Below are 22,588 nucleotides of genomic sequence, written 5' to 3'. Positions count from 1 at the left end.
ACAAGAGGTCTGTGGGCGTTACCCTTGCGTGGTGTTCGGACGAATGGCTGATAGCGTCCGCCGACTCCTGGGCAAGCCCGGAGCGGTGGATCTGCGCCCCTATACGAAGCTTCTGGAATCGATCGAGGCCCGCGAGCCCGACCTCCGCGAGCTCAGCGACGCCGAGCTGACCGAGAAGGCGACGGACCTCGGCAACGCCGACCTCCCCTACGACCGGCACGACCTCGTTGAGCTGTGCGCGGTCGGCCGCGAGGCGGCTCGCCGGACGCTCGACGAACGCCCCTACGACGTGCAGCTGCTCGGAGTCATGTCGCTGCTGGACGGCCACATCGCCGAGATGGCCACCGGCGAGGGCAAGACCCTCTCGGGCGCCCTCGCGGCCGCCGGCTTCGCGCTGCGCGGTCAGCGCGCGCACGTCCTCAGCGTCAACGACTACCTCGCCCGCCGCGACGCCGAGTGGATGGCGCCCCTCTACGACATGCTGGGCGTCGCCGTCTCCTGGATCGGCGAGGAGTCCACCCGCGAGGAGCGCCACGCCGCCTACTCCGCCGACGTCACCTACGCGTCCGTGAGCGAGCTGGGCTTCGACGTCCTGCGCGACCGCATGGTCACCGGCGTCGACGAGCGCGTGGTGCCCGCACCCGACATCGCCATCATCGACGAGGCCGATTCCGTCCTGGTCGACGAGGCCCGGGTACCGCTGGTACTGGCGGGCGCCGCCGAGACCGCCGACGCCGACGCCGAGATGGCCGATCTCGTCCGCCGTCTGACGCCCGGCGTCGACTATGAGATCGACCCCGAGGGCCGCAACGTCCAGCTCACCGACGCCGGCATCGACAAGTGCGAGAAGGAGCTCGGCGGCGTCGACCTCTACGACGAGGACGACACCTCCGTGCTGCCGCGCGTCAACCTCGCCCTGCACGCCCACGCGCTGCTGCAGCGCGACGTGCACTACGTCGTCCGCGACGGCGAGGTGCGGCTGATCAACGAGTCGCGCGGGCGGATCGCGCTGCTGCAGCGCTGGCCCGACGGCCTGCAGGCCGCGGTCGAGGCCAAGGAGAAGGTCGACGTCTCCGACACCGGAGAGGTCCTGGACTCCCTTACCGTGCAGTCGCTGGTGCTGCGCTACCCGACCCGCTGCGGCATGACCGGCACCGCCATGGCGGTGGCCGAGCAGCTGCGCGAGTTCTACGAGCTCGAGGTCGCGGTCATCCCGCCCAACAAGCCATGCGTCCGCGAGGACGAGGGGACCCGGCTCTACGCCACGCGCGAGGAGAAGGAGGACGCCCTCGCCGAGGAGATCGCCGAGGTGCACGCCACGGGTCGGCCGGTCCTCGTCGGCACGCAGGACGTCGCCGAGTCCGAGCTGCTGGCCAAGCGCCTGTCCGGCGACGGCCTGGAGTGCGTCGTCCTCAACGCCAAGAACGACGCCGACGAGGCCGCCGTCATCGCCGAGGCCGGCACCTACGGCGCCGTCACCGTCTCCACCCAGATGGCCGGGCGCGGCACCGACATCCGGCTGGGCGGCAGCGACATGGCCGACCGCGACCGGGTGGTCGAGCAGGGCGGCCTGTACGTGATGGGCTACGGCCGCTACCCCAGCAGCCGCCTCGACGACCAGCTGCGCGGGCGTGCCGGGCGCCAAGGCGACCCCGGCGCGTCGGCCTACTTCGTCTCCGTCGAGGACGACCTGGTGGCCAACAACGCACCCGAGACCCGCGGCTACGAGGCCCAGGGCGACGGCGCGATCACCGACGACAGCTGGCTGCGCATGGTCGACCACGCCCAGCGGGTCTCCGAGGGCAAGCTGCTGGAGGTGCACCGCAACACCTGGCGCTACAACAAGCTGATCGACGTGCAGCGCAGCGTCGTGCTGGAGCACCGCGAGGCGGTGCTGGCCGACGACCTGGGCGACCGCCAGCTCCGCGTCGACTGCCCGGCCCACCACGCCGATCTGGTCGAGGAGGCCGGCGCCGAGGAGACCGCCCGGGCGGCCCGCCTGATCACGCTGTACCACCTCGACCGGGGCTGGACCGACCACAACGCCTACCTGGCCGAGTTGCGCGAGGGCATCCACCTGCGCTTCCTGGGCAGGCGCGACCCGCTGGACGAGTTCAACGCCGACGCCGTGCCCGCGTTCAAGGGCTTCCTGGACGAGGCCCGCGCCCGCGCCGCCGAGACCTTCGCCGAGACCGAGGTCGACGAGAACGGCAAGATCGACGTCGCCGAGGTCGGCGTCAAGCGTCCCACCATGACCTGGACCTACATGGTCCACGATCACCCGTTCTCCTCCGCTCTGGAGACCGTGGTCGGCCGCTTCCGCGGCAAGCTCGCCGGCTCCGGTGAGACCGCCTGAGCGACTGCCCCCGGCACAACCCCGTTGATCTTGTAGCCATCGTCACTGGAAATCGTTTTCCATCACGATGGCTACAAGATCAACGGGGTTCGACCAACGCCTCGCCCCGGTGTTGGCAGATCTTGCCGATTCACCGATCGCCGCGGACCGTTTGAATCCCTAGTGCGGCCCGCGTCCGCTGCGGCCGCGGCGAGTCGGCCGACACGCAGGGGCGGGTGAATGGCAGGGCAGCGCAGGGTCCGCATCGGCATCGACACAGGCGGCACGTTCACCGACGTCGTCGCCCTCGACGAAGACACCGGCGAACTGCTGGCGACCAAGACCCCCTCCACCCCCGCCGACCCCTCCGCGGGGTTCATGAACGGCGTCGCCAAGGCGCTGGACCTGCTCGGGCCGCCGACCGCGGTCAGCGCGCTGTGCCACGGCACCACCGTCGCCACCAACCTCCTTCTTGAGGGCAGGACCGGCCCCCTCGGGTTCATCACCACCGAGGGCTACGAGTTCATCCTGGAGATCGCCCGCCAGGCCGTGCCGGACGGCTATGGCAACTCATACTTCTGGGTCAAGCCCGACCGGATCGTCCCCGCCGACCTGGTGCGCACCGTCGGCGGCCGGCTCGACCACACCGGCGCCGAGATCCGCCCGCTCGACGAGGAGCAGGCGGCCGCCGCCGCCCGCTGGTTCCGCGACCGGGGCGTCGACACCATCGGCGTCTGCCTGCTGCACTCCTACGCCGATCCCGCCCACGAACGGCGGCTGCGCGAGGTCCTGCGGGCCGAGCACCCCGGCGCCACCGTGTCCATCAGCTCCGACGTGCTGCGCGAGTACCGCGAGTACGAGCGCTCCATGACCACCCTGGTCGACGCCGCGGTCAAGCCGGGTGTCACCAGCTACATCCGCGGCATCGGTGCGCGCCTCGCCGAAGCCGGCACCGGCCCCGGCGGGCAGCGGCCGCCGTTTCTGGTGATGAAGTCCAACGGCGGTGTGCTCTCGGCCGACGAGGTCGTCCACCAGCCCATCAGCACCGTGATGTCGGGGCCCGCCGCCGGCGCCCTCGGCGCCGCGCTGCTGGCCGGGCGCGCCGGCTACGACCGCGTCCTCACCCTGGACGGCGGCGGCACCTCGACCGACGTCTCGGTCGTGCTCGGCGGCGAGCCGGGGCTGACCACGGAGGGCTCCATCGGCCGCTACCCTTCCAAGATCCCGATGATCGACGTCGTGACCGTCGGCGCCGGGGGCGGCTCCATCGCGCGGGTCTCCCCGGAGGGCGCCCTCAAGGTCGGCCCCGCCTCGGCGGGGGCCGAGCCCGGCCCGGCCTGCTACGGCAGGGGCGGCGCCGAACCCACCGTCACCGACGCCCACGCCGCCCTCGGCCGAATCCCCCCCTACCTGCTCGGTGGTGAAATGCCCCTGGACGTCTCCGCGGCGGAGGCCGCCGTGGCGGCGCTCGGGGACAAGCTCGGCATGGACGCCGCGGAGACGGCCGAGGGCATCCTGCGCATCTCCGCCTGGAACCAGGCCAACGCACTGCGCCAGGTAACGGTGCAGCGCGGCCTGGACGTGCGCGACTTCCACCTGGTGGCTTTCGGCGGCTCCGGCTCGCTGCTGCTGTGCCCGCTGCTCGACATCCTGGGCCCGGCAGGCGCGTTCGTGCCGGCCGACCCCGCCAACGTCTCGGCGTTCGGGCTGCTGAGCGTTGATGTGCGCAACGACTACGTGCGCACCCGCGTGGCACGCCATGCCGACCTGGACACGGCCGCGGCCGAGGCCGTCTTCGCCGAGTTGGCCGGCGAGGCCGCCGAGGTGCTGCGGGCCGAGGGTTTCGCCGCCGAGGGCGGTCCCGGCGGCGTCGGCGGCATGCGCCTGGAGCGCAGCGCCGACCTGCGCTACGTCGGCCAGGCCTACGAGGTGCGCGTGCCCGTCCCCGCGGGCGCGCTGGACGCCGCCGCAGCCGACGCCGTGGCCGAGGCGTTCCACACCGCCCACCGCGGCCTCTACGGCTACGACCTGCGCGACACCCCCGAGCAGCAGGTCGAGTGGGTGAACCTGCGGGTCACCGGTATCGGCCGCATCCGCCGCCCCGAACCGCGCGGCGTCGCCGGCCCCGGCGGGGCCCGCGAAGCGCGGACCGGTGTGCGCGACGTGCGCTTCGACGGCGCCGTGCACCGCGGCACCCCCGTGTACCGGCGCGGCGCGCTCGCGCCGGGCAGCACCGTGCGCGGGCCCGCGGTGATCGAGGAGTACGCGTCGACCCTGCCGCTGCACCCCGGCTTCACCGCGCGCGTGCACCCCGACGGCGGCATCGCCGTCACCGCCGACACCGCACCCGCTGCCGAGGAGGTCCAGCGTTGAACCGCGACCCCGACCGCCCCGCGCCGCCGCAGGAGGTGCCGCGCGCCGCCGGCCCCGCCTCCGCGGGGGACGGCCGCCCGCCCGCGGACCCCGTGCTGGCGGAGATCGTCGAGGGCACCCTCGCCTCGGTGGAGATGGAGGTCGAGACGGCGATCGCGCGAACCTCGCGCTCGCCGATGATCCGCGACGCCCACGACTTCCGGGTGGGCATCCACGACCGGCGGCTGCGCAAGCTCACCGGCCGCTCCTACTCCGCGCTCGTGCACCCGGTCGCCCGCGACTTCCCGCCCGAGACCATGCGCCCCGGCGACGTGTTCTTCCACAACGACGTCTACGAGTCCGAGGGCGGGATCGGGCACCTGCCCGACCTGTGCGTGACGGTCCCGGTCTTCCACGACGACGGCGCGGGCCCCGAGGTGGTGGCGTTCGTGCAGGCTTTCGGCCACCACGACGACATCGGCGGCGCCTGCCCCGGCTCCATGCCGCCCAGCGCCACCTCGGTCTTCGAGGAGGGCCTGATGGTCCCGCCGATCAAGCTGTGGGACCGGGGCGTGCCCAACCGCGCCGCGCTGCGCATCATGGTGCGCAACTCCCGGATGCCCGACTCGCTGGCCGCCGACCTCGACGCCGAGTGCTCGGCCTGCCTGATGGGGGCGCGCCGGCTCGCCGACCTGTTCGCCCGCTACGGCCGCGCGGCCGTCGAGCGGTGCTTCGACGCCGTGCTGGACGCCACCACCGAGACCTACCGGCGGGAGATCCTCGCCAGGATCCCCGACGGCACCTACGTGTGGGAGGACTACGCCGAGCACGACGGTGTGGACGAGCCCCGCCTGCACCGGCAGCGCATCACCCTCACCAAGGTGCCGGATCGGCTGATCATCGACTTCGTCGGAACCTCGCCGCAGGCCAGGGGGCCGATCAACCACTGCGGCGACTACGCCGACGGCAACTTCCTGAAGAAGTGGCTGGCGCCCGTCCTGCGCAACCTGGCCGACACCCCGGAGCGGATGGCCGAGCTGGACGTCAACGAGGGGGTGGTGCCGCTCATCGAGATGCGCTTCCCCGAGAAGGGGACCCTGCTCACTCCCGTGTTCCCCGCGCCGACCAACGCGCGCACGTTCGTCATCCTGCGCCTGCTGGGCGTGCTCGCCGGCGTCCTGGCCAAGGCCGTCGACGGCTACATGCCGGCCGACCAGGAGACCATCCGCTACACGGGAGTCTTCGGCACCGGCGCCGACGGCCGGCCCTACCTGATGCGCGAGGTGCTGGGCGGCGGCTCGGGAGGGCGGCACTACGCCGACGGCGAGGACACCATCCACGTCGTTCCCGACTCCCGCAACCTGCCCACCGAGTTCACCGAGTCGCGGTTCCCGTTCATCGTCGAACGGCTCGGCCTGGCCGTCGACTCCGGAGGGGCCGGCCGCTACCGGGGCGGCCTGGGCTATGAGAAGCACATCCGGATGCTGCGCGACGCCTCGTTCATGTCCATCGCCGACCGCTCGATCCTGTCCTGCTGGGGCGTCAAGGGCGGCCGCGCCGGGGCGTCCTTCCAGGTGACGATCGACCCAGGCGGCCCCCGCGAGCGCGAGCCCGGCGGGCTGGTGGAGGCGGAGCCGGTACGCGCCGGCGAGGTCGTGCGCATCCGCACCACCGGCGGCGGCGGCTGGGGCGACCCGCTGGAGCGCGGAGCCGACGCGGTCCTGGCCGACGTGCGCTGCGGAAAGGTCTCGCGCAGGGCCGCACGCGAGGACTACGGCGTTCCGGTGACCGGTCCCGACGACGCGCCCCGCGCGGACACGGCCGAGGTGGAGCGGGTGCGCGCCGGTCTGCGCCGCTCCCGGCCGGACGACGCCCCCTTCTTCGACCGCGGCCCCGGCTACGCCCTGCTGGCCGGCGGCGCTGAGAGTGCGGAGGTCGATCGCCTGTGAGCCTCTCCCGAGTCGTGGTCGCCCTGGGGGGCAACGCAATGACGGGCCCCGACGGCAGCGCCCGCCCCGACGACCAGCGCAGCGCCCTCACCGCGGCCATGGAGCACGTCGCCGACCTCGTCGCCGGCGGCACCGAGGTGGTGCTGACCCACGGCAACGGCCCCCAGGTGGGCAACCTGCTGGTGAAGAACGAGCTGGCCGCCGACGTGGTGCCGCCGGTGACGCTGGACTGGTGCGGCGCCCAGACCCAGGCGACGATCGGCTTCACCATCGCCGACGCGCTGGAGTCGGCGCTGGCCCGCCGCGGGCGGCCCCGCCCGGTCAGCGCCGTGGTCACCCGCACCCTGGTGGACCCCGCCGACCCCGCCTTCGACCACCCGGCCAAGCCGGTGGGCCGCTATCTGCCCGAGCGGGAGGCGGCCCGCTTCGCGGCGCTCGGCCAGGACTGGGCCGACTTCGGAGCGCGCGGGTGGCGCCGCGTGGTGCCCTCGCCCCAGCCCCGCGAGATCCTCGACGCTCCGGCCGTGCGGGCGCTGCTGGCGGCCGGCGTCGTGCCGGTCGCGGCCGGGGGCGGGGGAGTGCCGGTGGTCCGCGACGCCTCCGGGACGCTGCAGGGCGTGCAGGCGGTGTTGGACAAGGACCGCACGGCCGCGCTGCTGGCGTGCGTGCTGTCGGCGGAGGTGCTGGTCGTCGCCACCGACGTGAACTGCGCCGTGCTGGACTACGGCACCGACCGCGCACGCCCCATCGGCCGCATCTCAGCCGGCGAGCTGCGCGGATACCTCGCCGCCGGGCACTTCGCCGAAGGCAGCATGGGGCCCAAGGTCGAGGCCGCAGTGCGGTTCGTGGAGGCGGGCGGGCGGCGCGCCGTCATCACGGGACTCGACGGTGTCGCCGCCGGATCGGCCGGGCAGGCGGGTACCGTCGTCGAACCATGACCCCGGCGCCCTGATCAGCATGAGAACCGCAGACGAGAGGTGGACCCAGATGCCCACGCCCATCGAGGTGCACAAGGTGGCGATCGAGAGCGTCACCGACGCGTCCGGGCTTGCCCGGCTGATCGACGGCGGCGCCGTTCGCGCCGACGACGTCCTGGCCGTGATCGGCAAGACCGAGGGCAACGGCGGCGTCAACGACTACACACGGATCCTGGCCGACCGGGCGTTCCGTGAGGTGCTCGTGGGCAAGGGGTCGCGGGCCGAGGAGGAGGTGCGGCGCATCCCGCTGGTGTGGTCGGGCGGGACCGACGGCGTGCTGTCCCCGCACGCGACCGTCTTCGCCCGCGCGCCCGAGGGGCGCTACGCGCCCAGCGACGAGCCGCGGCTGGTGGTGGGAATCGCGATGAGCGAGGAGATCCTGCCCGAGGACATCGGCCGCCCGGCAATGGTGCGCAAGGTCGCCGCGGGCGTTCGCGCGGCGATGGACGAGGCGGGGATCGCCGACCCCGCCGACGTGCACTACGTGCAGACCAAGACCCCGCTGCTGGTACTCGAGACCATCAACGACGCGAAGGCGCGCGGCCACGACGTGGTCACCCAGGACACGCTGAAGTCCATGGACATCTCCAACTCCACCACCGCGCTGGGGATCGCGACCGCGCTGGGCGAGATCGACGAGCCCGCGGCCGAGCAGATCCACACCGACCTGGGCCTGTTCTCCTCGGTCGCCTCGTGCTCTTCGGGTGTGGAGCTGGACCGTGCCCAGATCGTGGTGGTCGGCAACGCGCGCGGTGTGGGCGGCCGGTACCGCGCCGGCCACGGCGTCATGCGCGACGCGCTGGACGCCGACGGGATCTGGTCGGCCGTCCGCTCGGCCGGCATCGACCTGCCGGAGCGCCCCCACCCAGACGATCTGGGAGAGCGGCTGGTCAACGTCTTCCTCAAGTGTGAGGCCGACCCCTCCGGCCGGGTGCGCGGGCGGCGCAACATCATGCTGGACGACTCCGACGTGCATTGGCACCGGCAGATCAAGGCCACCGTCGGCGGGGTCGCCGCCGCGGTGACCGGCGACCCCGCGGTGTTCGTCTCGGTCGCGGCGGTCCACCAGGGCCCGTCGGGGGGAGGCACCGCGGCGGCCATAGCCGATCTCGGAGAGTGACGTTCCCGGCCCCGGGGCCCGGCCGCTGCCGACCGCGACCGGGCCCCGGTGCTCGGGGATTCCCGTCGGGCGATTGCAGTTCCGTGCGCACGGAAAATCGACCCCCCGGAGTAATCGAGCCTTCATGCAATTGCACGCGTAGCGGGGTAGGGTTCAGGACATCTGAAGGCGGAGCGCCCTTGCCGGGGGCCCGCCTATCTCGGTATGGGCGGAATCCGGACTGGCGTGCACAGACGGGAGTCGGTCGGACGTGGAGCACGAGATCGGTGCGGAAGAGAAGATTACCTACGGCCGCAACGACCGCTTCGTCGGCGGCCCCGTGGGCGGCGGGCGGTTCTGGCTCGAAGACGACGGCTCCCCCGCGGCCAAGCTCGGCGGCCCGGAGGAATGGCGCGAGCAGGGCATGATCGACGTCCGCCGGGGCGACACGTTCACCGTCGGCGGCCAGACGTGGCGCATCACCGACATCGTCAACGCCGACGCCGAGGACGCCTACCTCACGGCGGTCCGCGAGGGTTGAGCCGCGGCGGCTCCTTCGGACACGCCCTGCCCCGCGGTGCCTGTGTGTCCGATGCCGTTTACGCGTGGTTTGTCGCGGCACATCACTCCGCGAGAGGCGGTCGTCGACTCCGGGCATCGAGACATTCCGGTTATCCGATCAGGCCGTCGGCGTGACCGAAGTCCGGATACCGTCGTCGACGACGCGGTGCCCCACCGCACGGTCCGAGGGCCGTGCGCCCGCGATTCATCCCCTCGCCCGGCCCCAGGAGCTGTCCCCCGCCCCTGGGGCCGGATCCGTTGCCGGAGGGCAGCGCCGGCGTCTAGTAGCTTCACCCCATGGCACTACGGCATATCGCACTGTTCCGCTGGTCCGAGGGCGTCACGCCCGCCCAGGTGGCCGAGGTCGAGGAGGCCCTCGCGCGGCTGCCAGGGGCGATCCCCCAGCTCGACGCCTACGCTTACGGAGCCGACCTGGGGATCGGGGCCGACACATTCGACTTCGCGGTGGTCGCGGACGTCGCCGGCGAAGAGGCCTTCGCCGCCTACCGCGACCACCCCGAGCACCAGGCGGCGCTGGGGATCATCCGCCCGCTGCTCGCCGAACGGGCGTCCGCGCAGTTCCGCACCGGCGGGTCCGACTAGGCATATCACCGTCGATCTTGTAGCTATCGCAAATGGAAATCGATTGCCATCACGATAGCTACAAGATCGACGGGGTTCGGTCGCAGCGGCAGCGCGCACCCTCCGCGAGCCGCTCGCGGAGGGCGGCGGGCGCGCCGGCGGTCAGTCCACCAGCTGCGCCATTTCGCGCACGGTGGGGCAGGGCCACCGCAGCATGCAGCAGCGGCACCGCTGCGCCGGAGTAACACTCCCGCTGCTGAGAGCGCCCGCATCGCGCGGGCGGTGGGAGTCCAGCAGGGCGAGGCAGAGGTCGGAGAAGCGGATGATCTCTTCGCGGGCGTTGGCGTAGAAGGCGATGTCGTTGATCCGCATCAGCGCGTTCTCACCGGCCTGGGCCGGCAGCCCCACGGTGTCAGGGCCCCACGGCACCGCCTTGGCCGCGCGCTCGCGGATCCCCTCGACGTAGATGCGCAGCCGCTCGTGGTCGTCGAGCTGGCCGGTCGTGGACGCGAAGATGTCCGAGAGCGACATGCGGCCTCCCCCTGCGGCGCCGTCACCGCAGGCGCGGTGCGCCCCGGTCGTCGGCGGTGGTACCCCGGGGAAGAATTATCGCAGGTTACCGAGCGTGATGTGGGCTGGACGCGCCGTTCCGTTCCGTGTCCGCCCATCGTACGACCGGTCGGATGGGGACCGGTTCCGCAGGTCCGGCCGGGCGCCCGCCGCCGTAGGGAAGCCGCGTGCCCGCCGGCTCCGGCGCGCGGGCGCGGAACCGGCGGGAGAAGGCGGCTAGCCGCAGCTGCCGCCGCAGTTGCACGGACCTCCGCTCTGGCAGCCGCAGGTGCAGCTTGAGCCGCAGTTGCAGCCGGCCGGGGCGGGCGGGTTGGGGGCGGACTCGGGCATGGTGCCTCCTCGAAGCGGGTCGCCGTGTGCCCACATGGGCGGCATTGCAGTGCATTTCGACACGTGCCCGTTCCACGGCGCTGCCAACCGGTCCCCGGGGTTCGACCGCTGTCGCCTCCGCGGCGCCGAGCCTGCCGATTGCGCCTTCGCGCACGGCGCCGCCCGGGCGGGTGCTCCGGCGAGCGCGCGCCCGCGCGCTCCGGAGTCAGGCGAAGTAGCCCGGCGCCGGCGCCGGTCGGCGCACCATCCGGTACAGCCAGACCTGGCCGAGCACCATGAACGGGACGGCGGGTGCCAGGGCCGACCCGACCAGAAGGGCACTTCCGTCCGGAACCGGGGCGACGGGCAGGTTCACCGCTGCCGCCACGACCACCGGCACCGATGCCAGTGCCGCCGCCGAGGTGTGCCGCGACAGCTGCGGCCCCGACAGCCCCGAGGTCGCGGCGAGCAGCCCCAGCAGCATGAGCGCGGCCGCCGCGGCGGCCAGCGGGCGGTCCGGCGCCGCGCCGCCGGGCAGCAGCGACGCGCCCGCCGCCAGCACGCCCGCCACCAGCGCGGCCCGTGCCAGCGGACGCGTGGCCCGGGCCGCGGTGTCGGCGGCGAGGGCGGTGTCGGCGGTGTCGGCGGCTCCACCCGGATCCGCCGCGTGGGCGGGACCGGTTCCGCCGGCCTCCGTAGAATGGCGCGTCGGCGTGGACGGCGCGGTGACCTCGCCCGCGGCGGGCACGCCCGCGGTCCCGGACTCCGCCGCCAGTGCCGGCCGAGGCCCTCGCCCGCCTGCCCCTTCCGTACCGGCGGCCGGCACCAGGCGCTCGGCGCCGAACGCCGCGCCGCGCAGGGCGAACAGCGCGGCCGCGGTCAGCGCGCAGCCGAGTGCGAAGGGAGTCAGCACCGCGCCCCCGCCCAGCAGACCGCCCACGGCCAGCCCCCAGCTCAGCGCCAGCGTCCAGCTTCCGCCGACGATCCCCGCGTCGCAGACCGCCCGGCCCGCTCTCCCGCGCATGCGGCCCCGCATCCACAGCCCCGCGTCCCGGAAGAGCCACCCGGCCAGCAGTGCCACGAACACCGGCCACATGCCGGTGATCACGGCGGCCTTCAACTCGGGGAGCAGTCCCATGGCCACGCCCACCGCGCCGAGTAGCCACACCTCGCTGCCCAGGAAGTAGGGGGCCATGGCCGAGACCGCGCGCCGCCGCTCGGCGCGGGTGCGGGCCACCCAGGGCATCAGCATGCCCAGCCCGATGTCGCATCCGGCGAGCACCAGATACCCCGCCACCAGTCCGGCGAGGAGGACAACGGCAATGATTTCCACGGCAGGCTCCAATGGGGGAGAGGGGACGGTCGGCGGGCGTCGCGGGTCAGAACGTGTGCACCGGCGGGTTCGCGGCCGCCCTGCCGGAGTCCGAGCCGCCTGTGCGCGCCGGCGCCAGCGGCCCGCCTTCGGGGCCGAGCCGGGCGTAGCGCACCAGCAGTACGTAGGTCGCCGTCGCCAGTACCGCGAAGGCGAGGGTGAACAGGGTGAACGAGACCGCGGCCATCGCCGGCGTCATGTCGGTCATCGCGTCTGCGGTGGTCAGCAAGTCCTCCACCGCCCACGGCTGGCGCTGCGTCTCGCGCAGCAGCCATCCGCCGACGCTGGCCCCGAACGGCAGGAACGGCAGCACTACGAGCGGCCACAGCACGCCCCGCCAGCGGTCCAGGCGGCGCAGCAGCCACACCCCCAGCAGCACCGGCGCGATCAGGGACATCAGCCCCCAGGAGCCCATCATGAGCGTGTCTCCCACGGCGTCGAAAACGCCGGGGGCGCGGCCGCCGGCCTCGATCGCGGCGATCTCCGCAGGCCCGTAGGTCAGCCCGCTGGCAGGCGGCGTGCGGTCGTAGAGGGCGAACTGGGCGCCCCCGGCCGTGACCGTTGGGAACAGCGCCAGCGAGAACACCGCGGTGCCCCAGCGGATGCCGCGGCCGAACATCCGGTCGGGGTCGTGGCGCCGGGCCAGGTGGTAGGCGCTGACGGCGATGACCACCGACGATCCCACCAGCAGTGCGCTGAAGCCGATGTGGCCGAACGCCAGGAGCGTCGACGGGTTCGCCATCAGCGCAGCCGGGTCGGCGACGTGCGCCACGCCGTCCTCCATCCGCAGCCCCACCGGGTAGCGCAGGAACCCGTTGGCCACCAGCACCCAGTAGGCCGACAGGTAGGCCGTCGCCGTCACGACCGCGAAGCAGGCCAGGTGAGCCCAGCGGCCCATCCGGTCCCAGCCGAAGATCCACAGGCCGAGGAAGGTCGACTCGACGAAGAAGGCGCCCATCGTCTCGACGGCCAGCGGGGCGCCGAACGCGTAGCCGAACATGTCGCTCAGCCCGCTCCAGTTCAGCGCCAGTTGCAGCTCCATGACCAGCCCGGAGAGCACGCCCATGGCGTAGTTGACGACGTAGAGGCCGCCCCAGAAGCGCACGGCCCGCATTCGCGCCTCGTCGCGGCGCAGGGTGGCGCCGAGCTGGCCGAACAGGATGAACGGGGCCAGCCCGAGGGTCAGCGCGACGAAGAGGTAGTGGACGCCGGCGGTGAGCGCGAACTGCACGCGGGCCAGCAGGAGCGGATCGTCGAACATGGCGGTGGCGCCTCACGGTTTCGGCGGAGGATGACGACGCCGAGCATGGCCGCGCGGCACCGCGCCGCACATCGCCCACGGGGAGGCACCCCCGCTACTCCGCCCGGCGCTGCCGAGGCGGGCCGGCTACCGCTCCAGGTGTAAGGGGGGTCCCGCAGGCGGCGTCAGGGGACCCCGAGGGCCGCTGGGGCGCACCGCTTTCGCCGACCGGCGGGACCGTCAGTCCATCCAGCCGGGCGCCACCAGCGAGCTCTCGTAGGCGAGCACCACGAGCTGCGCGCGGTCGCGGACCCGCAGCTTCACCATGGTCCTGCTGACGTGGGTCTTCGCGGTGGCGGGGCTGACGACGAGGCGCTCGGCGATCTCCTCGTTGGAAAGCCCGGCGGCTACCAGCACCAGCACCTCGCGTTCGCGCTCGGTCAGCTCCGCCAGCCGCGGCGAGGGTTCGGGGCGCCTGGGCCGCCCGGCGTAGTCGGCGATCAGCCGCCGCGTCACCCCCGGCGACAGCAGTGCTTCGCCGCGCGCCACCACCCGCACGCCCTGCAGCAGGTCCTCGGGCTCGGTGTCCTTGACCAGGAACCCGCTGGCACCCGTGCGCAGCGCCTCGAAGATGTACTCGTCCAGGTCGAAGGTCGTCAGGATGACGATCCGCACCGACTCCAGCGCGGGGTCGGCGAGTATCCGCCGGGTCGCCTCCAGGCCGTCGAGCACCGGCATCCGGATGTCCATGAGCACCACGTCGGGGCGTTCGGCCGCAGCCAGGCGCACGGCCTCCCGGCCGTCGGCGGCCTCGGCCACCACGGAGACGTCCTCGGCGCTGTCCAGCAGCGCGCGGAATCCGGCGCGCACCAGCGCCTGGTCGTCGGCCAGCAGAACCCTGATCACCCGCGCCGCTCCCTTCGCGCCCGGTCCCCTCGGCCGCCGCCGGCCGCGCCGTCTGCGGCCGCCGCCTCGCCCGTGTCAGCGGCCGGGCCGGCCGCGTGCGCGGTGGCGGGCAGCCGGGCCCGCACGGCGAATCCTCCGCCCGGACACGGCCCAACCGCAACGTCCCCGCCCAGGGCTGCGACCCGCTCGCGTATCCCGGTGATGCCGTTGCCGGAGGTGAAGCCGTCCGCCGCGGCGGCGCCGTCGTCGCGGACCAGCACCTGCACGCCGCCGTCGCCGCAGTCCACCTCGACGGTGACGGCGGCGGCGCCGGAGTGGCGCACCGCGTTGGTCAGCGCCTCCTGCACGATGCGGTAGGCCGCTGCCCCGGCGTTGGCCGCCCCCGGCGGCATGGCGCCGCCCCTGCGCACCACCTGCACGTCCAGTCCGGCGCCGCGGGCGCCCTCGGCAAGGTCCTCGATGCGGTCCAGGCCCGGCGACGGTGCGCGCGGCGCCTGCTCATCGACGGACCGCAGCACGTTCAGGGTCGCGCGCAGCTCCCGCAGGGTCTCCTTGCTGGTCCGCTTGATCGTGGCCAGCGCCTCCGCCGCCCGCTCGGGCTGGGACTCCATCAGGTAGAGCGCGGTACCCGCCTGCACGTTGATCAGCGAGATGTTGTGCGCAACGGCGTCGTGCACTTCGCGGGCCAGCCGCACCCGCTCCTCCGAGGCGCGGCGCAGGAGGACCTCCTCGCGGCCGCGCTCGGCCTCATCCGCGCGGTCGCGCTCCAGCGTCCGGTTCTCCCGTCGCCGGCGCACCACCTCACCGGCGATGAGCACCACCAGCACCATCTCCAGCACGGCCACCGCCGAGTCCAGCCGCGGCGAGCCGTAGGCCACGGCCTCCCAGACGTGGATGATCAGGAACTGGGCCAGGCCGAGGCTCCACGCCTGCCACCGGTGGCCGTCGGCGGCCAGCCCGAAGAGGGCGACGATCCCGGCCAGCCCGATGGCTCCGTCGGGAAAGGCCAGCGGGTAGTAGACGGTGGACGCCGCGACGGCCACCACGGCGGCGGGCAGCGGAAAGCGGCTGCGCCACGCGAGCGCGGCGATCGCGGCGACCATCAGCGCCATCCCCCACGGCATCACGGCCCGCCACACGTCCGCGGCCTGGGAGAGCTCCTGGAGGACCGTGAGCGAGCCGATGACCACCACGGCCACGACGGCGGCGGTCAGCGCGTCGCCGCGCCGGGGTGTGAGTCCAGACAGCACCCTTCGACGTTACGCCCCGGACTCCCCGCCTCCCGTCCTCCTCGGGAGGGTTCCGCGGCCGCGCGGCTACTCCCGCGGGAGTACACAGCGGCACCGCGAGCGCGGTCACGCCGCGCTCCGCCTCCGGCGCCGGCTGCGCCGGTCCAGCACGCCTGCGGCGTAGCCGGTCCCCATCGACGCCGCCAGGAGCACTGCGCCGGCGGCGCCGGCCGCCGTCATCTCCTCGCCCAGCAGGGCCATCGACAGCAGCGCCGCCGTCAGCGGCTCGGCGAGCGTGCCGACCGCGGCCCCGCCATCGGAGGCGCGGCTCACGCCGCCGAAGTAGGCGAGGTAGGCCAGCACCGTCGGGACCAGCCCCAGGTACACCAGCAGTGCCGAGGGCGCGGGCTCCAGCGGGACCGCCATGCCGGCGGCCAGGCCCGCGGGCAGCAGGAGCACCCCGCCGGCGAGCAGCCCCAGGCCCGCGTTGGACAGCGGATCCAGTCCGGCCACCGGCGTCCGGTTGAGTAGCGTCATCACCGAGAACGTCGCCCCGGCGCCGAGCGCCAGGGCCATCCCCAGCGCGATCTCGCCCGCCTCGGCGCCGGTCGCCGGGAACCCGATCAGCAGGGCCAGCCCCGCCACGGCGAGCAGCACCGACACCGCCAGCCGGGGCTGCGGCGCGCGCCGCGCGGCCAGGCAGATCCCTCCGGCGACGAACACCGGCACGCTGCCGATCTTGACCAGGGTCGCCAGCCCGACGGGTATCTGCGTCAGCGACGCGAAGTAGCAGCACTGGAAGACCGCGTGCAGGAGCCCGTTGACCAGCAGTCGCACCGCCACCGTGCGGTTGCGCGGCAACCGCCGCAGCCGTCCCGACAGTGCGATGCAGCCGCTGATCACCGCGCCCGCGAGCAGCAGCCGGTAGCAGGCGACGGCGAGCACGGTGACTCCGGCGGCCTGCAGGCCGTTGCCGGCCGGCCCGCTGGTACCCCACAGGAACCCGGCCACCGCCAGCAGCGCGAATCCGCGGCGGGCTTCGGGGCGGCCTGCGGGCGACGGTGCGGAAGGGGCGGACCGGGGAGTGCCGGGAGCGGGGCGGGCAGGAGGGAGAACGGGTTCGGACACGGTCGGCACTCCGGAGTCGGCAGCGGTCGGGAACTCCTGGGCGAGGGCGCGAGGCTCGCGCGACGGCGCAGGCGCGCGGCGCGGGCGCCGGTCAGCTCCGGGGCGGGGGAGTGGCGAGGTGCCCAGTCCGATACCGCATGGCCGTGAGGCTAGCGCACGGGTCCCGGTCATCGGATCACCGGGCCATCGGCGGCGCGGGTGGTGCGGGACGGGCGGCGGCCCGCGGATGCGATACTGCCGACGACGCCGTTCGCGGCCGCCGCGGGTCCGCGGCCCCGCCCCGACCGCACCCGCAGGCGCCCTTCCCCGGCCCGCAGCCACGACGGGCGCCCGGTCGGCGGACGGACGCCGGCCCGCCGACCGCAGCCATAGGAGCGACCGAACCCGCGATGAACGTCCCCGACAACCCCCACGGGCAGCCGGCGCCGCCCGACGTGCACAGCCGCCTGCTGGCCGAGCCCTTCGCCGCCGCGCAGCCCTACCTGCGGATCGTCCTGACCGGCGACCCCTCCGGCCTGGGCACCGACAAGCTCGCGTACTCGGTGAACCCGCGCCTGACCGCGCTGCTGTGCTACCGGACCGACCCGCAGACATACGAGGCCGCCGTGCTGGACGTCCGCCACGCGCGCGGATGGGGGGTCGGCAAGCAGGACCTGTGGTTCGCGGCGATGCGCAATCTGGCCTACGAGCCCTACGACCTGCAGACCTTCACCACCAACGCCGACACCCCGGTGCACGTGGTCCACGGGATCGGCTGGCCGGGGTCGGCGCACGTGATGCGGCTGGTCGACGTCGCCCAGGAACCCATGCCCTACGGCGCGGTGGTCATGCTGCCCTCGCCCAACACCCTGCTCTACGCGGTGCTGCGCAGCAAGCGCTCGGTCTCGCTGATCCCGTTCCTCTACCAGACGTTCCAGAGCCTGGTGCAGGACGGGACCCCGGTGACCGACCAGATCATCTGGTGGCGCAACGGGCGGGTCACCGGCATGACGACCCAGCCCGACCCCGGGGGCGGCGTGGGCATCCGCCAGACGCCGGAGTTCTCCTTTCTGCTGGACCACGAACTGCCCGACTGATGGGCGGTCGGCCGGGCGGGCTCAGCGGGCGAACACGTCGTCGGGCGGGGCGGGGGAGTCGGTCGCGTCGGAGTCGCCGACCGCCTTGGCGCCGGCGACGAACCGCTCCAGGGTCGTGCCCTCCAGCAGCGCGGCCATGTCGGGATCGCGGTGGGCGCGCCGGGCCAGCTCGTCGGTGGGCAGCGGGCTCTGCGAGCCCAGCAGCACGAAATTGCCGAAGCGGCGGCCGCGCAGCACCCCGGGGGCGGCGATCAGCGCGGTGTGGGCGAAGACCGCGGCGAGCGTTGCCGCCTGGGCGCGCACGTGGCGCAGCCGGCGGCCGTCGCCCACGTTGGCCGCGCACAGGCCGCCCGCGTCCAGCACCCTGTCGACGTCGGTGAAGAACTCCGCCGAGGTCAGCGCAGCCGGTGTCCGCGCGCCGGTGAAGACGTCGCATACGACCAGGTCGGCGCTGCCGCTGCGCCGCTGCGCAAGCCACTCCCGCGCGTCGCCGGTGGCCACGCGCAGGTCGGCGCGGCGGTCCCAGGGCAGCGACCCGCGTACCAGTTCGATCAGCCGCGGGTTGTCGTCCACGGCCCGCTGGCGCGAACCGGGCCTGGTCGCCGCCACGTAGCGGGCCAGCGTCAGCGCGCCCGCGCCCAGGTGCAGTGTCCGGACCGGCGCGCCGCCGGCGAAGGCCAGGTCGACGGTGTGCCCGATCCGCTGGACGTACTCGAAGTCCAGGTAGGTGGGGTCGGACAGGTCCACATGCGACTGCGGGGTCCCGTCGACCAGCAGCAGCCAGGAGTCGGCGCGGTCGGCGTCGCGCATCAGTTCGACCTCGGGCCGCTGCGCCTGTGCCCCGTTCCTGTGCGCCATGTGCCAACCCCGCCCGTTCGCGACTCGCCGCCGATTCCCGGCCGCATCCCAAGGTAACGGGCGCTGCGGTGCGGCGGAGGAGCCCGCAGTCGGCCGGTGGGGGCCGGGTGCCCGTCGCCGTCGGGCGTATGCCCGCACTCGCCGCGGGCGCTAGCCTGGAACTCCTCTCACGTATCGCCTGCGGCGGGCGAGGCGCGCTTCTGCGGAAACCGCCCCCGCGGAACCGGGTGCGGTCGGCCGGCGCGCGACGCGCGGGCCCGCCCGCGGAGGCGTGCCGGACCGGTCGCCAAGGCGACCGGACCCGGCCGGACATAGAGACACCGACTTGAGGAGTGGCCGTGCTGCGGATGTCGACCCTGTTCCTGCGCACCCTGCGCGAGGACCCGGCGGACGCCGAGGTGCCGAGCCACAAGCTGATGGTGCGCGGAGGCTACGTCCGCCGCGCCGCGCCCGGAATCTACTCGTGGATGCCGCTGGGCAAGATCGTGCTCGACAATGTCGCGGCGGTGATCCGCGAGGAGATGAACCGCATCGGCGGTCAGGAGATGCTGCTGCCCACGCTGCTGCCCAGTGAGTACTACGAGGCCACCGGCCGCTGGACCGAGTACGGCGACGCCCTGTTCCGGCTGCGCGACCGCAAGGGCGGCGACTACGCCCTCACCCCCACCCACGAGGAGCTGTTCACCTGGCTGGTGAAGGGCGAGTTCACCTCCTACAAGGACTTCCCCGTGATCCTGTACCAGGTCCAGGAGAAGTTCCGCGATGAGGCCCGGCCGCGCGCCGGTGTGCTGCGCGGGCGCGAGTTCCACATGAAGGACTCCTACTCCTTCGACCTCGACGACGAGGGCCTGAAGCACTCCTACGAGCTGCACCGCCAGGCCTACATCCGCATCTTCGACCGGTTGGGCCTGCGCTTCGTCGCCGTCTCGGCGCAGTCGGGAGCCATGGGCGGCTCCGCCTCGGAGGAGTTCCTGGCCGAGACCCCCACCGGCGAGGACACGTTCGTCCGCAGCACCGCCTCCGACTACGCCGCCAACGTCGAGGCGGTGGACACCCCCGCGCCGCCGGCCGCGTCCGTCGAGGGCCTGGCGGAGGCGCAGGTGCACCACACTCCCGACACCCCCACCATCGAGACGCTGGTCGACTTCTTCAACGCCGCGGGGCTCGGGCGCACCTTCACCGCAGCCGACACGCTGAAGAACGTGCTCGTCAAGACCCGCGCTCCCGGCGCCGACGACTGGGAGGTCACGGGCATCGGGGTGCCGGGCGACCGCGAGGTCGACATGAAGCGCCTGGAGGCCGCCTTCCACCCGGCCGAGGTTCAGCTGCTCGACGACGCGGACTTCGCCGCCCACCCCTTCCTGGTCAAGGGCTACGTGGGGCCCAACGGCCTGCTCTCCAACAAGCTGCGCTACCTCGTCGACCCGCGCGTGGCCGAAGGAACCTCGTGGCTCACCGGCGCCGACAAGGCCGACCACCACGTGCTGGACCTGGTGTGCGGCCGCGACTTCGTGCCCGACGGCACGATCGAGGCGGCCGAGGTCCGCGAGGGCGACCCCTCGCCCGACGGCCGCGGCACGCTCTACCCCGCGCGCGGCATCGAGATCGGCCACATCTTCCAGCTCGGCCGCAAGTACACCGACGCGTTCGAGCTGGATGCGCTGGGTGCCGACGGCAAGCCCAAGCGCGTCACCATGGGCTCCTACGGCATCGGCGTCTCGCGCGTGGTCGCCGCCGTCGTCGAGCAGTCCCACGATGGCAAGGGCATCGTGTGGCCGCGCGAGATCGCCCCCGCCGACGTGCACGTGGTGGGCACCGGCAAGGGAGAGCAGATCGAGGTCGCCCTGCGCCTGGCCGAGGAGCTGGAGCAGCGCGGCGTGCGGGTGCTCGTCGATGACCGCAAGGGGGTGTCTCCGGGCGTCAAGTTCACCGACGCCGAGCTGCTGGGGGTGCCCACCAGCCTGATCGTGGGCAAGGGCCTGGCCGACGGCAGCCTGGAGCTGCGTGATCGCGCCTCCGGCGAGAGCATGGAGATCGCGCTGGAGGGGGCCGCGGACCGCGTCGCCTCCGCCGTCGCCGCGGGCTGACGCGCCGCCGGACGCGCGGGGCACGCCGCCGCTTCAGGACGGCGGCGTGCCCTCCACGAAGCCCGGGAACACCGGCAGCCGGGTCCCCCACGCCATGCCGCGCAGCGTGGAGTCCTGCAGTGAGCGCAGCGCGAGGTCGCGCGCCGCCGCCGCGGGTGCGGCCGCCAGTTCGAGATAGGCCTGCGCGGCCTGGCGCTCGACGCGCTGAGCGTAGGCGTCCAGGTCGGAGTCGCCGTCGTTCTCGGGCAGCTCGTAGGCGGGTGCGCCCGGGTCGGGCGTGGCACCCCGTCCGTTCAGCTCCACCCGCAGTGTGTCCCGCTGGGCCCGGTGCGCGTCCAGGTGCTCGTAGCAGCGCTCGCGCTGCCGGCCGCCGGACCGCGCGCCGATGTAGGTGTAGGCGTAGACGGCGGCGTGCTCGGCGCGCAGAGCAGCCTGGAGGGCGGGGACGGTGCCGAACTCGCCGTCCTCGGGCGTCGCGGACAATCAGGCCTCCGAGAGCAGTCGGGCATGGCCGGTCTCGCAGGCGCCGATGGACGCGACGAGCTGCGCCAGACCGGAGTCGGACAGGCGGGCGAGCTGGCGTGCGCGCGAGGCCGCCGCGCTCTGCTCGGCCACCCGCAGTCCCGACACGGGCACCGGTTCGTCGCCGACGGGAGCAGGGCTGGGGCCGGGGTCGGGGCTCTCCTCGGCTTCGGCGGCGGCTTCCGGTTCGCCGGCGGGTCGCTCGGGCAGCCGCTCGCGCAGCGCGGCCAGGTGGTCGCGGTGGTGTTTCAGGACCCGCTCCAGCAGATCGACCGGGCCCATCCCGGAGGAGACACCGGCCTCGTAGCGCGCGATCAGCCGCCGCTTCTCGGTTATCACCGCGCGCAGCACGTACTCGTCGGGGCTGATCTCGCTCGGGTACCACCGGGGCCCCTGGCAGCCGCTCAGCGCCGCCGCGGCGATCCCCGCGAGCGCGCCGGCGACGACCGTACGGCGGCGGATGGCGCCGTAGTCGTTGCCCACCGTCCCTCCTCACCGGGAAGATCCCCGGACATGCCGGGGTGAGACCGTTCGCTGTGCCAGCGGGGTGCCGCACTCCGCCGGCGGCCGCGCCGAGTCGGTCGGCACAGGGTGCCGGCGACATCCCGGGCACCGCGGTGCGGATCGGTCCCCCATCCTTCCATGATCGGCACTGTGGGCGCGCGCAGGCGCACGGCTGCGGGCGCCGCGCGCCGGGTGCGCGCCCGCCGCGGCCGGCCGCCGCCGGTTGCCCCGGACGGCCGATCGCGCGCCGGGGCCGCGCCTCGCGGCGTCCGGCGAGGACACTGCGCTGACAAGGAGGGATGTTCGGGCATGGGCAACCGCCGACAGTGGATACCCTTGACATCACACGACGTCGCCGCGACGTGCGGTGGACGACCGCTATAGCTGGACCGCCCCGGACATCCGTCCGCGGGCGGAATTCGCCGAGGAGGATCACCGATGGGCGCGCAGGCTCGCCACGACCGTCTCGCCGAGCTGGTCGAGCCGGTCTTGGCCGAAGTCGGCCTGGAGCTGGAGGCGATCGAGGTCACCCCGGCGGGCAAGCGACGGCTGCTGCGGGTCATCGTCGACTCCGAGGCCGGCGTCGACCTCGACGCCGTAGGCGAGGTGAGCCAGGAGATCTCCGCGGCGCTCGACGGGTCCGACGCCATGGGCAAGGCGCCTTACGTGCTCGAGGTGACCTCGCCGGGAGTCGACCGCCCACTCACCCTGCCCCGCCACTGGCGTCGTGCGCGCGGTCGCCTCGTACGGGCCGCGACCGCCGACGGCGGCGAGGTGGAAGGGCGTGTGGCCGGCGCCGACGATTCCGGCGTCACCCTGGAGGTCGACGGTCAGAACCGCTCCTATGGCTATTCTGACCTGGGGCGCGGCAAGGTCCAGGTGGAATTCCGCCGCGGATCCGACGTGGACGCGGCGGACTAGAGGGGGAGCCC

19 protein-coding genes are annotated in these 22,588 nt (G+C 73.7%); 10 read left to right on the top strand and 9 right to left on the bottom strand.

Features of this window, described 5'->3' with window-relative positions; genetic code table 11:
• Positions 1-43 precede the first annotated feature (43 nt).
• From secA2 to RM446_RS05010, 7 genes are all read left to right on the top strand, one after another.
• Positions 44-2,356: an accessory Sec system translocase SecA2 gene (gene secA2 / locus RM446_RS05040; protein WP_311543918.1), complete on the top strand. Its 2,313-nt coding sequence runs from the start codon at positions 44-46 to the stop codon at positions 2,354-2,356.
• A 219-nt stretch (positions 2,357-2,575) separates the two neighbouring features.
• A complete protein-coding gene (locus RM446_RS05035; protein WP_311543917.1) occupies positions 2,576-4,708 on the top strand; it encodes a hydantoinase/oxoprolinase family protein in 2,133 nt (710 codons plus the stop codon).
• A complete protein-coding gene (locus RM446_RS05030; protein ID WP_311543916.1) occupies positions 4,705-6,636 on the top strand; it encodes a hydantoinase B/oxoprolinase family protein in 1,932 nt (643 codons plus the stop codon). The genes RM446_RS05035 and RM446_RS05030 overlap by 4 nt, the downstream gene beginning before the upstream one ends.
• On the top strand, positions 6,633-7,574 hold the full coding sequence (locus tag RM446_RS05025; protein ID WP_311543915.1) for a carbamate kinase: 942 nt from the start codon (positions 6,633-6,635) through the stop codon (positions 7,572-7,574). Before RM446_RS05030 ends, RM446_RS05025 begins: the two co-directional genes overlap by 4 nt.
• 49 nt (positions 7,575-7,623) lie before the next feature.
• Entirely contained in the window at positions 7,624-8,733 is a 1,110-nt protein-coding gene (locus RM446_RS05020) for a barbiturase (protein WP_311543913.1), read from the top strand.
• Between the two features lie 250 nt (positions 8,734-8,983).
• Entirely contained in the window at positions 8,984-9,253 is a 270-nt protein-coding gene (locus tag RM446_RS05015; protein WP_311543912.1) for a DUF6406 domain-containing protein, read from the top strand.
• A gap of 317 nt (positions 9,254-9,570) precedes the next feature.
• The gene (locus RM446_RS05010) at positions 9,571-9,876 is read left to right on the top strand and encodes a Dabb family protein (protein WP_311543911.1); all 306 of its coding nucleotides are present in this window, start codon (positions 9,571-9,573) and stop codon (positions 9,874-9,876) included.
• 141 nt (positions 9,877-10,017) lie between these two features.
• Here RM446_RS05010 and RM446_RS05005 read toward each other — a convergent pair whose 3' ends face one another.
• The 6 genes from RM446_RS05005 to RM446_RS04980 form a co-directional block, all read right to left on the bottom strand.
• Complete coding sequence (locus RM446_RS05005) at positions 10,018-10,386, bottom strand: hypothetical protein (protein WP_311543910.1); 369 nt, start codon at positions 10,384-10,386, stop codon at positions 10,018-10,020.
• 574 nt (positions 10,387-10,960) lie between these two features.
• Entirely contained in the window at positions 10,961-12,067 is a 1,107-nt protein-coding gene (locus RM446_RS05000; RefSeq protein WP_311543909.1) for a cytochrome d ubiquinol oxidase subunit II, read from the bottom strand.
• 46 nt (positions 12,068-12,113) lie between these two features.
• The gene (locus RM446_RS04995; protein ID WP_311543908.1) at positions 12,114-13,367 is read right to left on the bottom strand and encodes a cytochrome ubiquinol oxidase subunit I; all 1,254 of its coding nucleotides are present in this window, start codon (positions 13,365-13,367) and stop codon (positions 12,114-12,116) included.
• Between the two features lie 219 nt (positions 13,368-13,586).
• Positions 13,587-14,252 carry a response regulator transcription factor gene (locus RM446_RS04990; protein ID WP_311543907.1) on the bottom strand — a complete coding sequence of 222 codons (666 nt, stop codon included), beginning with the start codon at positions 14,250-14,252 and terminating at the stop codon, positions 13,587-13,589.
• Positions 14,249-15,502, bottom strand: a complete 1,254-nt coding sequence (locus tag RM446_RS04985) for a sensor histidine kinase (protein ID WP_311543906.1) — start codon at positions 15,500-15,502, stop codon at positions 14,249-14,251. Before RM446_RS04985 ends, RM446_RS04990 begins: the two co-directional genes overlap by 4 nt.
• A gap of 105 nt (positions 15,503-15,607) precedes the next feature.
• Positions 15,608-16,609, bottom strand: a complete 1,002-nt coding sequence (locus RM446_RS04980) for a DMT family transporter (RefSeq protein WP_311543905.1) — start codon at positions 16,607-16,609, stop codon at positions 15,608-15,610.
• A gap of 389 nt (positions 16,610-16,998) precedes the next feature.
• Between RM446_RS04980 and RM446_RS04975 the strand changes: the two genes are divergently transcribed.
• The gene (locus RM446_RS04975) at positions 16,999-17,685 is read left to right on the top strand and encodes a hypothetical protein (protein ID WP_311543904.1); all 687 of its coding nucleotides are present in this window, start codon (positions 16,999-17,001) and stop codon (positions 17,683-17,685) included.
• 21 nt (positions 17,686-17,706) lie between these two features.
• Here the strand turns inward: RM446_RS04975 and RM446_RS04970 are convergent, their stop codons facing one another.
• Entirely contained in the window at positions 17,707-18,543 is an 837-nt protein-coding gene (locus RM446_RS04970; protein WP_311543903.1) for a spermidine synthase, read from the bottom strand.
• A 347-nt stretch (positions 18,544-18,890) separates the two neighbouring features.
• On the opposite strand from RM446_RS04970, the gene RM446_RS04965 reads away from it, so the two are divergent.
• The gene (locus tag RM446_RS04965) at positions 18,891-20,630 is read left to right on the top strand and encodes a proline--tRNA ligase (RefSeq protein WP_311543946.1); all 1,740 of its coding nucleotides are present in this window, start codon (positions 18,891-18,893) and stop codon (positions 20,628-20,630) included.
• A gap of 33 nt (positions 20,631-20,663) precedes the next feature.
• Here RM446_RS04965 and RM446_RS04960 read toward each other — a convergent pair whose 3' ends face one another.
• Entirely contained in the window at positions 20,664-21,113 is a 450-nt protein-coding gene (locus RM446_RS04960; protein WP_311543902.1) for a ferritin-like domain-containing protein, read from the bottom strand.
• The gene (locus tag RM446_RS04955; protein WP_311543901.1) at positions 21,114-21,635 is read right to left on the bottom strand and encodes a hypothetical protein; all 522 of its coding nucleotides are present in this window, start codon (positions 21,633-21,635) and stop codon (positions 21,114-21,116) included. It abuts the gene before it with no gap.
• Between the two features lie 459 nt (positions 21,636-22,094).
• Between RM446_RS04955 and rimP the strand changes: the two genes are divergently transcribed.
• A complete protein-coding gene (gene rimP, locus RM446_RS04950) occupies positions 22,095-22,577 on the top strand; it encodes a ribosome maturation factor RimP (RefSeq protein ID WP_311543900.1) in 483 nt (160 codons plus the stop codon).
• Positions 22,578-22,588 lie beyond the last annotated feature (11 nt).

The organism is Streptomonospora wellingtoniae, assembly GCF_031845375.1.
Taxonomy (GTDB): domain Bacteria; phylum Actinomycetota; class Actinomycetes; order Streptosporangiales; family Streptosporangiaceae; genus Streptomonospora; species Streptomonospora wellingtoniae.
Note: the sequence above shows the minus strand (reverse complement) of the source record. Positions and strands in the feature narration are given on the sequence as shown.

What these genes read in the sequence shown, in the direction of transcription:
- RM446_RS04975 (WP_311543904.1), top strand. Translation starts at nt 16,999, where the DNA reads ATGAACGTCCCCGACAACCCCCACGGGCAGCCGGCGCCGCCCGACGTG.
- RM446_RS04995 (WP_311543908.1), bottom strand. Translation starts at nt 13,367, where the DNA reads ATGTTCGACGATCCGCTCCTGCTGGCCCGCGTGCAGTTCGCGCTCACC.
- RM446_RS04970 (WP_311543903.1), bottom strand. Translation starts at nt 18,543, where the DNA reads ATGGCGCACAGGAACGGGGCACAGGCGCAGCGGCCCGAGGTCGAACTG.
- RM446_RS05020 (WP_311543913.1), top strand. Translation starts at nt 7,624, where the DNA reads ATGCCCACGCCCATCGAGGTGCACAAGGTGGCGATCGAGAGCGTCACC.
- secA2 (WP_311543918.1), top strand. Translation starts at nt 44, where the DNA reads ATGGCTGATAGCGTCCGCCGACTCCTGGGCAAGCCCGGAGCGGTGGAT.
- RM446_RS05010 (WP_311543911.1), top strand. Translation starts at nt 9,571, where the DNA reads ATGGCACTACGGCATATCGCACTGTTCCGCTGGTCCGAGGGCGTCACG.
- RM446_RS05005 (WP_311543910.1), bottom strand. Translation starts at nt 10,386, where the DNA reads ATGTCGCTCTCGGACATCTTCGCGTCCACGACCGGCCAGCTCGACGAC.
- RM446_RS05035 (WP_311543917.1), top strand. Translation starts at nt 2,576, where the DNA reads ATGGCAGGGCAGCGCAGGGTCCGCATCGGCATCGACACAGGCGGCACG.
- rimP (WP_311543900.1), top strand. Translation starts at nt 22,095, where the DNA reads ATGGGCGCGCAGGCTCGCCACGACCGTCTCGCCGAGCTGGTCGAGCCG.
- RM446_RS04965 (WP_311543946.1), top strand. Translation starts at nt 18,891, where the DNA reads ATGTCGACCCTGTTCCTGCGCACCCTGCGCGAGGACCCGGCGGACGCC.